Origin of the sequence: Nocardia sp. NPDC127579, from assembly GCF_042672005.1 — a bacterium.
In the GTDB taxonomy this organism is placed as follows: domain Bacteria; phylum Actinomycetota; class Actinomycetes; order Mycobacteriales; family Mycobacteriaceae; genus Nocardia.
The window spans coordinates 1,730,949-1,743,678 of record NZ_JBHXVZ010000001.1; the positions used below are offsets into that span (position 1 = coordinate 1,730,949).

General features: G+C 68.2%; 10 protein-coding genes and 1 pseudogene. 7 read left to right on the plus strand and 4 right to left on the minus strand.

All coding sequences use genetic code 11. The annotated features are described in order from the left end of the window. Window positions 1–17: 17 nt before the first annotated feature. Window positions 18–617, plus strand: coding sequence for a dCTP deaminase (gene dcd, locus ACFVMC_RS07455; RefSeq protein WP_379207725.1), 600 nt, complete (start codon window positions 18–20; stop codon window positions 615–617). Window positions 618–753: 136 nt separating this feature from the next. On the opposite strand, the gene ACFVMC_RS07460 is transcribed toward dcd, so the two are convergent. Beyond that, the gene (locus ACFVMC_RS07460; RefSeq protein ID WP_379207727.1) at window positions 754–1,203 is read right to left on the minus strand and encodes a hypothetical protein; all 450 of its coding nucleotides are present in this window, start codon (window positions 1,201–1,203) and stop codon (window positions 754–756) included. Window positions 1,204–1,544: 341 nt separating this feature from the next. Here ACFVMC_RS07460 and ACFVMC_RS07465 point away from each other — a divergent pair, with 341 nt between their 5' ends. From ACFVMC_RS07465 to ACFVMC_RS07475, 3 genes are all read left to right on the plus strand, one after another. Further along, window positions 1,545–2,888, plus strand: a complete 1,344-nt coding sequence (locus ACFVMC_RS07465) for an XRE family transcriptional regulator (RefSeq protein WP_379207885.1) — start codon at window positions 1,545–1,547, stop codon at window positions 2,886–2,888. A 41-nt stretch (window positions 2,889–2,929) separates the two neighbouring features. Then, window positions 2,930–4,186 (plus strand): pyridoxal phosphate-dependent aminotransferase, encoded by a 1,257-nt coding sequence (locus tag ACFVMC_RS07470; protein WP_379207887.1) that lies wholly within the window; start codon window positions 2,930–2,932, stop codon window positions 4,184–4,186. A 288-nt stretch (window positions 4,187–4,474) separates the two neighbouring features. After that, the gene (locus tag ACFVMC_RS07475) at window positions 4,475–5,752 is read left to right on the plus strand and encodes a YibE/F family protein (RefSeq protein ID WP_379207729.1); all 1,278 of its coding nucleotides are present in this window, start codon (window positions 4,475–4,477) and stop codon (window positions 5,750–5,752) included. 22 nt (window positions 5,753–5,774) lie between these two features. Here ACFVMC_RS07475 and ACFVMC_RS07480 read toward each other — a convergent pair whose 3' ends face one another. Together ACFVMC_RS07480 and ACFVMC_RS07485 are read right to left on the minus strand one after the other, a co-directional pair. Then, a complete protein-coding gene (locus tag ACFVMC_RS07480) occupies window positions 5,775–7,235 on the minus strand; it encodes an Hsp70 family protein (protein WP_379207731.1) in 1,461 nt (486 codons plus the stop codon). A 125-nt stretch (window positions 7,236–7,360) separates the two neighbouring features. Beyond that, complete coding sequence (locus ACFVMC_RS07485; protein WP_379207733.1) at window positions 7,361–8,683, minus strand: UDP-glucose dehydrogenase family protein; 1,323 nt, start codon at window positions 8,681–8,683, stop codon at window positions 7,361–7,363. Between the two features lie 127 nt (window positions 8,684–8,810). Here ACFVMC_RS07485 and ACFVMC_RS07490 point away from each other — a divergent pair, with 127 nt between their 5' ends. From ACFVMC_RS07490 to ACFVMC_RS07500, 3 genes are all read left to right on the plus strand, one after another. Beyond that, window positions 8,811–9,347 (plus strand): YdcF family protein, encoded by a 537-nt coding sequence (locus ACFVMC_RS07490; protein WP_379207735.1) that lies wholly within the window; start codon window positions 8,811–8,813, stop codon window positions 9,345–9,347. 129 nt (window positions 9,348–9,476) lie between these two features. Beyond that, window positions 9,477–10,706: an acyl-CoA dehydrogenase family protein gene (locus tag ACFVMC_RS07495; RefSeq protein ID WP_379207737.1), complete on the plus strand. Its 1,230-nt coding sequence runs from the start codon at window positions 9,477–9,479 to the stop codon at window positions 10,704–10,706. Further along, complete coding sequence (locus ACFVMC_RS07500; protein WP_379207738.1) at window positions 10,706–11,857, plus strand: acyl-CoA dehydrogenase family protein; 1,152 nt, start codon at window positions 10,706–10,708, stop codon at window positions 11,855–11,857. The genes ACFVMC_RS07495 and ACFVMC_RS07500 overlap by 1 nt, the downstream gene beginning before the upstream one ends. Window positions 11,858–11,911: 54 nt before the next feature. Here ACFVMC_RS07500 and ACFVMC_RS07505 read toward each other — a convergent pair. After that, window positions 11,912–12,730, minus strand: a pseudogene (locus ACFVMC_RS07505) (Fe-S oxidoreductase); the annotation flags it as partial.

Sequence of the window (12,730 nt, forward strand, 5' to 3'; positions counted from 1 at the left end):
GCACTACGCTGCTTGGCGTGCTGCTTTCCGATCGAGACATCCGCGCGGAGATCGCCGCTGGGCGGCTCGGGGTCGAACCGCTGCTGGCGAACCTGATTCAGCCGTCCAGTATCGATGTGCGGCTGGACCGGCTGTTCCGGGTGTTCGACAATTCCCGCTATACCCATATCGATCCGGCGCAGCGGCAGGACGAGCTGACCAGCCTGGTCGAGCCCGCCGAGGGGGAGCCGTTCGTGCTGCACCCCGGCGAGTTCGTGCTGGGGTCCACGCTCGAAGTGTGCTCGCTGCCCGACGATCTGGCCGGACGGCTGGAGGGCAAGTCGAGCCTGGGGCGGCTGGGTCTGCTGACCCACTCGACCGCGGGCTTCATCGACCCGGGCTTCAGCGGCCATATCACCCTGGAGTTGTCGAACGTGGCGAACCTGCCGATCACCTTGTGGCCGGGGATGAAGATCGGGCAGCTGTGCCTGATCCGGCTGAGCAGCCCGGCCGAACATCCGTACGGCAGTGCGCAGGTCGGGTCCAAGTACCAGGGCCAGCGCGGGCCGACGCCCTCGCGGTCCTACCTGAACTTTCCGCTGTCCGCCGATGTGGTGAATTCGGTCGAGGCCCGCTGAGCAACCCCACACAGCGGGCCTGCGGCCGAGTCCGCCTCGTCGACTGTGGATTTCGAGGCGGACCCGGCCGATCCACGTGGTGCCCCCGGGGGCAGGCGGTAGCCCGGGGGCGACGGCGGGGATCGACGACGCAATTTCAATCCCCGCCGCCCGCTCCCACCGCGAGCGCCGTCGTGATGACGACGGACAGCGGTGGGAGCGTGTCGCCGCGCCTCGGTGGACCGACCCAGAAGCACCCTTCCCGGGTCCACCGGCCGAGGCCGGTCGGCAACATCACGGCACTGCCGATCGCAGGAACTCCGATATCGAGTCGGTTCAGTACCTCCATGACCTGAGCGCCGGGCCGGCTGTCCGGCTCGGCGAGAAAGCTCCAGCGGATCTGCCGGGCCAGCATCGGACCCCTCGTCCCCTGCTGTTCCAGTGCCGCCCTGACCTTTTCGGCGCGTGCCGTCGGCAGGTGCACGACACAGACCCGGCCGCTGATCGGCAACATGGCGAAGCCACCGCGCTCGACCACCGGTAGGCCGTATTCGTACTGGTAGAAGGCCACCCAATCATCGACTGTCCTGAGTTTGTCCACATTCACGGCCAACTCCTTGCCTCCTGCATCAAGGGTCGCCTGCCGGACGCGGATGCGGTATTGCCCTGTCGCCCGCCTTCCGCTGCCCTTTCGCTGCCTCTGCCCGTCACCTCGGGGCGCGGCACCCCGAACTACTCATAGCGACGTGGAATTGTTTGTGGCCGAAGGCACATTGCCCTCGTACCCTGGAGAGAGTGCTCTATTGAATTTGCGGCATTCACTGGCCCTGCGTGGTTACGCTGCGCTACCTCCTCCGGGCCTCGAGCTCATGCCGCGCGCGAAGGGATGACATCGTGGTCAGGCAGTGGTCAGGTAGAGAGACCCGTGCCCTTCGCGATGCCAAGCGGATGAGTATCCGGGAGTTCGCCGCCCATCTGGGTGTGCACGATCGCCTGGTGTCGAAGTGGGAGGCGGGTGGTCCGCGCGTCCATCCACGTCCCGTCAATCAAGCCGCACTCGATACATCCCTGGCACGGTCCGATGATGTGGTGCGGGCCCGGTTCGCGGAGTTGATCGAGCATCCGGGTACTCCCGGGCCCGGATCCGCTCGCTCCGCCGACTCCGGTTTCGAGGCGTCGGCCGCCACGGCCGACGTAACTTATTCGAGCGACGCGGACCTTCTGGCTCTGATAGACGCCGGTGCGATGAGAGGCGATGCGTTAGCAGCGATTTCGGAGAGGGATCTGATCATGGCGGCTGCCCATGAGGCCAGCGATCACGCCGGACGGGCCGAGAGCACCAATGTGGGCCCGACCACGTTGGAACAGCTCGACGCCGATGTCACGCGCATCGCGAACGACTACGTGCACATTCCACCGGTGCCGATGATGGTCGAGATGCTGCGGGTGCGGCGGCGGGTGTATCGGTTACTGGAGGGGCATCAGCGCCCCGCCGACACCGCCCATCTGTATCTGCTGGCCGGCACCCTGTCGGGGTTGCTCGCCAATGCCAGCACCGATCTCGGCTACTACGACGCGGCGGGCGAGCAGATCCGCGCGTCGTGGGCCTACGCGGAGCTATGCGGGCACAACGGCTTACGCGCCTGGACGCGTGGCATGCACGCGCTCATCGAGTACTGGTCCGAGCGCCCGCGCCGGGGCGTGCTGCTCGCGCAGAGCGGCCACGAGTATGCCGACTCGGCGACGGCCAAGGTGCGCCTGCTCAATATCGAGGCCAGAATCTGGTCCAAGATCGGCAGCCCGGTCGACACCGACCGCTGCGTCCGGGCCGCCGACGACGCGCGCGAACTCGCGGCCACCGACGATCTGCACGACGGCGTCGGCGGCGTATTCGGTTTCCCGGACGCGAAGTCGCAGTACTACGCGGGCGCGACCTATATCCATCTCGGCGAGGCCGAGCCCGCCCTGGCCGCCACCCAGCGCGCCATCGAGATCTACGCCACCGGCCCCTCCGAGAAGCGCTCCTACGGGGCCGAGTCTCTGGCCCGGGTCGACAACGCGGCCGCGCATTTGATCAACGGCAGCCTGGACGGCGCGGCCGAGGCACTGCGTCCGGTGCTCGGACTCGCCGAGGACAAGCGCATTGTGCAACTCGAGGCCCGGCTCACCGGCGTGCGCCGCCGGATCGCCGCGCCCACCTTCCGCAACGCGTCGGAGGCGCGTTTCCTGGACGAACGCATCGAGGAATTCTGCGGCTCGACCGCGGCGAAAGGCATCCCGCCTGGCAGTTAGGGGTGCGGGCCATCGATTAATCCCTTGCTCGGGATGGCACCATTGATCGGGTGAGCCCGAGTCATCTACCGCATCAGCCGCCGCGTGCTTTGGAGCAGTCCACGAAGCTGCAGAACGTTCTCTACGAGATTCGTGGGCCGGTACACGCGCATGCGGCACGGTTGGAGGCCGAGGGGCACCGCATCCTCAAGCTCAATATCGGCAATCCGGCGCCCTTCGGTTTCGAGGCGCCCGATGTGATCATGCGCGACATCATCGCCGCGCTGCCCTACGCCCAGGGGTACTCGGAGTCCAAGGGCATCCTCTCGGCGCGCCGGGCCATCGTCACCCGCTACGAGCTGGTGCCGGGCTTCCCGGAATTCGATGTCGACGATGTCTACCTGGGCAACGGCGTCTCCGAGCTGATCACCATGACCATGCAGGCGCTGCTGAACAATGGGGACGAGGTGCTGATCCCGGCGCCCGACTACCCGCTGTGGACGGCCATGACGAGCCTGGCGGGTGGTACTCCGGTGCACTACCTGTCCGACGAGGCCAATGGCTGGCAGCCCGATATCGCCGATATCGAGTCGAAGATCACCGACAAGACCAAAGCGCTGCTGGTGATCAACCCGAACAATCCGACCGGCGCGGTGTACTCCGCGGAGGTGTTGCAGCAGCTGGTCGATCTGGCCCGCAAGCATCAGCTGCTGCTACTCGCCGACGAGATCTACGACAAGATCCTCTACGACGACGCCAAGCACATCTCGCTGGCGACGCTCGCGCCCGATCTACTGTGCCTGACCTTCAACGGCCTGTCCAAGGCGTATCGGGTGGCGGGCTACCGCTCCGGCTGGCTGGTCATCACCGGGCCCAAGGAGCACGCGGCCGGGTTCCTGGAGGGGATCGATCTGCTCGCCTCCACCCGCCTGTGCCCGAATGTGCCCGCGCAGCACGCCATTCAAGTGGCGCTCGGCGGCCATCAGAGCATCGAGGATCTGATCCTGCCCGGCGGGCGACTATTGGAGCAGCGCGATGTGGCCTGGGAGCGGCTCAATATGATCCCGGGCGTCTCGTGTGTGAAGCCGAAGGGCGCGCTGTACGCCTTCCCCCGGCTGGATCCGAATGTGCATGAGGTCCACGATGATTCGAAGCTGATCCTGGATCTGCTGCTACAGGAGAAGATCCTGATGGTGCAGGGCACGGGCTTCAACTGGCCCGCGCACGATCATCTGCGGATCGTGACGCTGCCGTGGGCGCGTGATCTCGCGGTGGCGATCGAGCGGTTCGGTAACTTCCTCGCGAGCTACCGTCAGTAGCCCCAACTCTCGGGGGCAAAACAGACCGACTGTCTGGATATAAGCCGTTTTTGAATACTCACTAGCGCAAAAGTTCGAATTTTGTGTACAGTGGCTCTCGGCACTTCGAGTGCCCGGTCAGGTTGTCTACCCCCCTGGACAACCTGACCCTCGGGTACGGCTGCCTACCCCCCTGGGCGCCTGCCTGCGGGCGGCGGAGACATCCCCCTGCTCTCCGCCGCCCCCTCCCGACTCCCCGCCTCGAAATCCGCTCGGGCAGTTGAAAATGAAATCCTTTAAGCTCACCTGGTGACGGACCACCATCACCATCATCACGACCACTCCGAACCGCTCGCGATCGGCGACACCGCCGCGCGCGTGGTCATCGGCCTGCTCACCGTCATTGGCCTGGCGGTCATCGCCGGAGCCGTCCTGCTGTGGCCGAGCGAACAACACATCGACATTCCGCTGCCCATGCAGAACGCGGGTGGCGGCGCGGTGCAGACCGAAGCCGCGACGGTGATCGCGCAGGACCTGGGCGCCTGCGGCAGCCCGTCGATCGGCAAGGTGTTCGCCGACAAACCCGAGGCCCCGCGCAACAACGCCTACCAGTGCCAGCGCAGCCTGATCAGCATCGAGTCCGGGCCGCACGAAGGCAGTCGGACGCTCCTCGAAATCGCGCCCGGGCCAGGACAACCCGAACTGAAAGCCGGAGACGAGATCCGGCTGGTCCGCCAGACCGACCCGAACGGGACGCCGCTGTACTCCTTCGAGGACTACTCCCGCGGGCTGCCCCTGCTGCTGATCTTCCTGACCTTCGTCGTGGTGATCATCGTGGTGGCCCGCTGGCGCGGGTTCCGCGCGCTGATCGGGCTGGTCATCGCGTTCGCCGTGCTGGTCGGTTTCATGCTGCCCGCGCTGCTGGACGGCAAGCCCGCCATCCCGGTCGCGCTGGTCGCGGGTTCGGCGATCCTGTACGCGGTGCTGTATCTGGCACACGGTGTCTCACTGCGGACCAGCTCCGCGCTGCTCGGCACCCTGGCCTCCATGCTGCTGGCCGCGGTGCTGTCCTGGGTGGCGATCGAGATCACCCACCTCACCGGCCTGTCCGAAGAACAGAACACCAACGTGGCCACCTACATCGGGCACGTCAGCATCACCGGCCTGCTGCTGGCCGGGTTCATCATCGGCTCGCTCGGCGTGCTCAACGACGTCACCATCACCCAGGCCTCGGCGGCGTTCGAATTGGCGTCGCTCGATCGAGACGCCTCCCGGCGTGAGGTTTTCGCGGCCGCCATGCGGGTCGGGCGCGACCATATCGCCAGCACCGTCTACACCCTGGTGCTCGCCTACGCCGGTGGCGCGCTGCCGCTGCTGCTGCTGTTCAGCGTGGCCGGCCGGTCGATCCGGGACGTGCTGACCGGCGACGCGGTGGCGATCGAGATCGCCCGCTCCTCGGTCGGCGGTATCGCGCTGGCGCTGTCGGTGCCGTTGACCACCGGCATCGCGGTGCTCCTGGCCCGGCCGTTCGGGCACCATCGCCCGCCCGCGCCGACGCCGCGCCGCGCCCGGCACGCTCGGATCTGACCCCGCCGCAGCAGGTCCCGGACTAGCCCGGCGGGGCCGGGGGCGGGAACATGTCGGACGGGATGGTGGGCACCACGATCGGCGGAAGGAACGGCACCGTAAAGGTATTCGGGCCCGGGGTGGGTTCCGGCGGTGTGGTGGTCACCCGCCGCGGCTGCGGTGCGACGGTGGCCTCGGTTTCGGTGGTGGTTGCCGGGGCGACCGCGATCTGCGGCTCCAGCGTCGTGGTGCGCGGCAGACTCGAGGTGGTGGCGGGCGTGGAGCCCTCGCTGCTGTTCGAATCCCGGGTCAGCACCTGCTGGCCGTAACCCAGGCCGATCCCGATCGCCGCGACTACCGCCAGCGCCGTCACCGTGAGCACCGCGCCGTTGAGCGCGCGCTTGCGGGAGCCGCCGCTCTCGGCCAGCGTGCCCGGCGGGCCGTCGTGATTCTGATTGCGGGGCTTGGGCGCCGGGGCCGCGCCCCAGTCGTCCACCTGGTCGTCGCCGGCCAGCCAGTCGTCCTCGGCCAGATCGTTCTTGCGCTTGCGCTTGGACTTCTTCGGCGGCGCGGACAACCACGCGGGCGAAAGTTCCTCGTCGTCGAACGGCGCGGCCGCCGGAGCCTGCATGGGCGCGGCGGCAGGGCGGGCCGCCGGACGTGCCAGCAGCGCGGCGCCGCGCGCGATGACCGCTTCCGGATTCTCCGGCACGATCACCGGCACGCCGATCCAGTGCTCGAGCACCTTGGCGACCAACGGGATCCGGGCGCCGCCGCCGATGGCCAGCACACCGTGCACCGGCCGCTCGGCGCGCGCGATCACATCCCGGGTCATCCGGGCCGAGGACTCGACCGCCGTGACGATCAACGCCTCGAAATTCTCCTGCGCGAGCAGCACCAGGCCCTGCTCGCTGGGCAGCGCGACCGCCGTGGTGGACGACAGCTGCTCCTTGGCTTCCCGGCACAGCGCGTCCAGCGCGGCCAGTCCGGCGGGCGTCTGTGGATGCGCGATTCGGCCCGAGGCGATCTGCTGCTCGCGGATCAGCGAATCCAGGTAGTCGCCGCTGATCTCGCTGGTGCGCTCGGTGTAGCGGATCTCGCGGCTGTGCACATCGACCACGCTGACCGTGAGACCGGAACTGCCCAGGTCGTAGACGACCAGCGAGTTGACCCCGCGGACTGCGCCGGTCACGGTGGCGAATTCGAGCGCGGCGAACACTTCCGGGAGCAGTTCGTAGTCGGTGAGCTGCTGGCGCGCCATCGCGGCGCGCACCGCGCGGGCCTGCTGCTCGCCACGATAGGCGATGGCGGTGCCGCGGATATCGGGCGCGGAGGCCAGCGTGCGGCCCACCGTCTCGGCGGCCAATTCCTCGCCGTGGTTGTCGCGCACCCCGACCATATGCAGGTCGAAGGCCTGAGGCGGAATGGGGGATTGGGCCGCGGCGTGCGGGCGCGCCAACCGAACAGCCCCGGCTCCCACCGAAACTCCCAGTACCGAACTCATCAGCTGCCCATCTTGTTTCACGCTTCTCCGCTGCGCTCCCGGCCAGCCTACAGCGGGACCTTACCGGGGATTAACTATCCCGCTCCAGCGTCCTTGCCAGCGTTCACATCGCGGCGCGTGCAACTTTACGGTGTGCCGAGACCCGCGTACACCCATCCGGCGGCCCGCCAGGTGGCACGATTGAGACAGTTCCGGCCGTCGATGATCGACCGTGCCCGCACCACCCGGTCCAATTCCGCGGGACGTAGCGCGGTGAACTCGTCCCATTCGGTGAGGACGAGCACCACGTCGGCGCGATCGCAGGCCTCGGTGACCGAGGTCGCGTAATTCAGGGTGGGGAAGACCCGGCGCGAATTCTCCACGGCCTTGGGGTCGTACACGGTGACCACCGCGCCGTGCAGCTGGATCATGCCCGCTACATTCAGCGCGGGCGAATCGCGCACGTCGTCGGATTCGGGTTTGAACGCCGCGCCGAGCACTGCGACATTCGCGCCGAGCAGCGAGCCGCCGCAGGCGCGGGCGGCCATATCGACCACCTTGGTGCGGCGGCGCATATTGATGTTGTCGACCTCGCGCAGGAAGGCGACGGCGTGATCGGCGCCGAGCTCACCCGAGCGGGCCATGAAGGCGCGGATGTCCTTGGGCAGGCACCCGCCGCCGAAACCCAGGCCCGCGTTGAGGAAACGACGGCCGATCCGGGCGTCGTAGCCGAGCGCGTCGGCCAGCACGGTGACATCGGCTCCGGTCGCCTCGCACACCTCCGAGACCGCGTTGATGAACGAAATCTTGGTCGCCAGAAAGGCATTGGCCGAGGCCTTGACCAACTCCGCGGTGGCCAGGTCGGTTTGCAGGAACGGGACATCGTTCGCGATCAGGTCGGCGTAGGCCTCGCGCACGAGTTCGGCTGCCCAGGCGGAGTTCTCGCGGTCGGGGTCCACCCCGAGGACCAGCCGGTCCGGGCGCAGGGTGTCCTGGACGGCGAAACCCTCGCGCAGGAACTCCGGGTTCCACGCCACCTCGACCTCGGTGCCGGCCCGGGCGCGGGCTCGATCGCCCAGGGCGGCGGCGGTACCCACCGGCACCGTCGACTTGCCCACGAGCACCGCGGGGCGCTCAAGCATGGGGGCGAGCGTATCCACCACGGCGTGCACATATTTCAGGTCGGCCGCGTACTCGCCCTTCTTCTGCGGCGTGCCTACGCCGAGGAAATGCAGGTCCGCGTGTGCGGCGGCCTCGGCGTAGGAGGTGGTGAAGCGTAGTCGTCCGGCGTCGAGATTGCGGCGAAGCACGGCTTCGAGTCCGGGTTCGTAGAACGGCACCGTGCCGTCGGCGAGCTTCGCGACCTTGCCCGGGTCGACATCCACCCCGATGACGTCGTGACCGAGCTCGGCCATGCACGCCGCGTGCGTAGCCCCGAGGTACCCGGTTCCGAAGACTGTGCAACGCATGATCGATTGATAGCCCCCCACGATGGCCGCTCCCCGTCCGCCAGGCAAGGCTCGCGGCAACAAGAAGTGTACAGGCGGTGCGTGCGGCGGTGACCTGCGGCAACGCCTGATCGCTACCATCGGTGCGGTGCGCCGGAAACGAATGTCGCTGCTGCTGCTCGGCTTCGGGGTGACGCTGGTCATCGTGGTGACCGCGCTCTGGCCGGTCTATGTGCGCCCGCGCACCGACCCGCCCGCGCCGGCCGACGCCATCTTCGTGCTCGGCGGCGCGCACGACGGCCGGGAACAGCTCGCCCTGCGGCTCGCGCGCGACGGGTTCGCGCCGTGGGTCGTGCTCTCCGACCCCTACACCAACAGCGCCATGCTGAATCGGATCTGCCACGGCGGCTACAGCTTTCGCGTGTCCTGCTTCGATCCCGCGCCGCGCACCACTCGCGGCGAGGGGCGCGAGCTGGCTCGCCTCGCCCGGGCGAACAACTGGCGGCGGGTCATTGTCGTCACCTTCACCCCGCATATCTCGCGCGCCCGCTACATCCTCGGCAAGTGCTGGTCCGGTGAGCTGCTGTTCGCCGACCCGCGGCCGGACCTGTCGGTGGCGCGCTGGGCCTACGACTACGCCTACCAGTCCGCGGGCTATCTCAAGGCTTTCTTCGAGGACTGCTGAGCTGCGCCGACGCGGAACGCCTGGTCAACTGCTGGCGGGTGGCCTCAGTTTGATTTCCGAGGTGAGCGGGCCTACTTTGGGTGCTGGGCGGGCCGGTCGTGGCCTGCGGTAATGCCTCTGGGAGGGCAGATGGAATACGACTGGTCGGCCGCGGATCTGGCCTTCCGGGACGAGGTGCGCGCGTTCCTGGACGCGAAGCTGACGCCGGAGCTACGGCGGGCCGGGCGGCTGGCGACGAGCGTGTACCCCGATCACGAAGCCAGCATGCGATGGCAGCACATCCTGCACGAGCGGGGCTGGGCCGCGCCCGCCTGGCCGGTGGAGTTCGGCGGGCAGCCCTGGAGTCTGACCCAGCACTACATCTTCGGCCGCGAACTCACCCTCGCGGGCGCACCGCTGCTGTCCCCCATGGGGATCCGGATGGTGGCGCACGCGATCATCGCGTTCGGCACCGCGGAACAGAAGGCCTACTTCCTGCCGCGCATCCTCACGGGGGAGGTGTTCTTCTGCCAGGGCTACTCCGAACCGGAATCCGGTTCCGACCTCGCGTCGCTGAGCATGTCCGCCGTCGCCGACGGCGACGACCTGATCTGCACCGGCAGCAAGATCTGGACCACGCACGCCACCGAAGCCAACTGGATCTTCTGCCTGGTGCGCACCGCGCGCGCGGGTAAGAAACAACAGGGCATCACCTTTCTGCTGATCGACATGACCACCCCGGGCATCGAAATCCGCCCGCTGGTCATGTCCTCCGGGGAGGAAGTCCAGAACCAGGTCTTCTTCGACAACGTGCGCGTGCCGAAGGCCAACGTGCTCGGGCAGATCGATGAGGGTTGGACCGTCGCCAAGTACCTGCTCATCCATGAGCGCGGCGGCGCGCTCTCCCCGATGCTGCAGGTCCTGGCCGAAGACGTCGCCACGGCCGCCGCCGACCAGACCGGCCCCGACGGCGGCGCGCTGCTCGACGATCCCGCCTTCGCCCGCAAACTGGCCGAGGCCCGGATCCGCACCGAAGTGCTCGAGATCCTGGAATACCGAACCCTCTCCGCCATGGCGCAGGGCAAGAACCCGGGCCCGGCCTCCTCCATGCTCAAGGTGCTCGGCACCGAATTGAGCCAGCGGCTCACCGAACTGAAACTGGAGGCCGCGGGCCCGCGCGGACGGGTCTACCAGCCGCACGCCACCATGCCGGGCGGTCCGGTCGCCGAATACACCCCGCCCGCCGACGGCTATGTCAGTGGCGCGGACTGGCAGGCGGCCGCCCCGCTGCACTACTTCAACGATCGCGCCGGCTCGATCTACGCGGGCAGCAACGAAATTCAGCGAAACATCCTCGCCAAAGCAGCATTGGGGCTCTGATGGACTTCTCACTCACCCAGGAGCAGGAACTCCTGCGCGCGGCGCTCGCCGGCTTCCTCGATGCCCGCTACGACCTGGAACGCAGCCGGGACGCCGTGAAGACCGGCGCGGGCTGGCAGCCCGAGGTGTGGGGCGGATTCGCCGATGAGCTCGGCATTCTCGGCGCCACCCTGCCCGAGGACGTGGACGGCATGGGCGGCGGGCCGGTCGAGATGATGGTGATCGCCGAGGAACTCGGCCGGGCGCTGGTCGTCGAACCCTACGTCGACACCGTCGTGATCGGCGCGGGTCTGCTGCGCCGCTCGGGCGGCGACCCGGCCGCGGCGGTGCTGCGGGAGATCGGGGCGGGACAGGCGCGCGTCGCCTTCGCCGCGCTGGAACCGGCCTCCGGCCACACCCTGCACGACGTCTCGGTGACCGCGCGGCGCGAGGGTGACGACTGGATCCTGGACGGCACCAAGGTCGTGGTGACCAGCGCGCCGCTGGCGACTCATCTGATCATCGCCGCCCGCACCGCCGGCGCGCGCCGCGATCAGGCCGGGATCTCGCTGTTCCTCCTCGAATTCGATGCCGCGAACCCGCCCGCGGGTCTCGAGGTGCATACCTACCGGACCATCGACGATCGCCCGGCCGCCGACCTCGTCTGCACCGAGCTGCGGTTGCCCGAGACCGCGCTGCTCGGCGCGGCCGGTGAAGCGTGGGCGGCGATCGAACCCACCATCGACGAGGCGATCGCCGCGATCTGCGCCGAAGCCGTCGGCGCCATGAGCAAGGTGCTCGCCGATACGGTCGAATACACCAAACAGCGGCAGCAATTCGGCGTGCCGATCAGCAGCTTCCAGGCATTGCAGCATCGCATGGTGGATATGCACATGGAGCTCGAACAAGCCATCGCCGCAACATATCTGGCGATTTACTCGCTCGGCGGCAATGCCGAGCAGCGGGCGCGGGCGGCGTCCGCGGCGAAAGTCACCATTGCCCGCGCGGCCCGATTCATCGGGCAGAACGCGGTGCAGTTGCACGGCGCAATGGGCATGACCGAGGAATTGGCCATCGGCCATTACTTCAAACGGCTGACGGCCATCGAATCCGAATTCGGAACCAGTGACGCGCATCTCACCCGCTATGCCGGGTTGACCCGCGGCAAATAGCGAAAGAAATCGGCCCCGGATCCGTGCACGGATCCGGGGCCGATTTCTTTTCGCCTAGTTCTTCCGGCCCGGTGCTTTCGCGCCGGACTTGAAGCCGAGCCCACCGGGCTTGGCGGTCGGCGGAGCCGCCGGGGTGCCATTGCCATTGGCGGGCTGTTCCGGCTCGGCTGCCGCGGGCTCAGCCGCCTCGGCTGGTTCCGCGGCCGCCTCGGCCGGAGCAGGCTGGGCCGGAGCCGCCGCGCCCGGAGCCTTCGCGCCGGGGCGCTTGAAGCCGGACTTCATCGCCAGGCCCTTGGCCGCGACAGTCGGCTTGACCTCTTCACCCGTGGTGGAGGCGGGTTCGGCGGCAGCGGTTTCCGCGGCAGCGGGAGCCGCCGGAGCCGGGGCCTTCGCACCGGGCGCCTTGGCCTTACCCTTCATCCCCAAACCCTTGACCGGGGCAGCAGGAGCAGCGGACTCAGCGACCGGGGTCTGCACCGGAGCCGACTCGGCCTTGGCACCAGGCGCTTTCGCGCCACCCTTCATGCCCAGCCCCTTACCCGGAGCCTTCGCCGGACCCTTCATGGCCAAACCCTTGACCGGAGCCGCGGGCTTCTCATCAGCGACAGCCTCGGCCGGAGCCGACTCGGCCTTCGCACCAGGCGCTTTCGCCGCGCCCTTCATACCCAAACCACCACCAGGAGCCTTGGCACCCTTCATCGCCAAACCACCACCAGCAGGCTTCACCGCAGCAACCGGAGCAACAGGTTCAGCGGCAACCGGCTCCGGCTCCGGCTCGGGTTCGGGCTCGGCAACAACCTTCGGCTGCTGCACCACCACCAAATTCTCACCCAGAACCTTCGCATCCACCCGAGTGATCGCATCCAACATCAA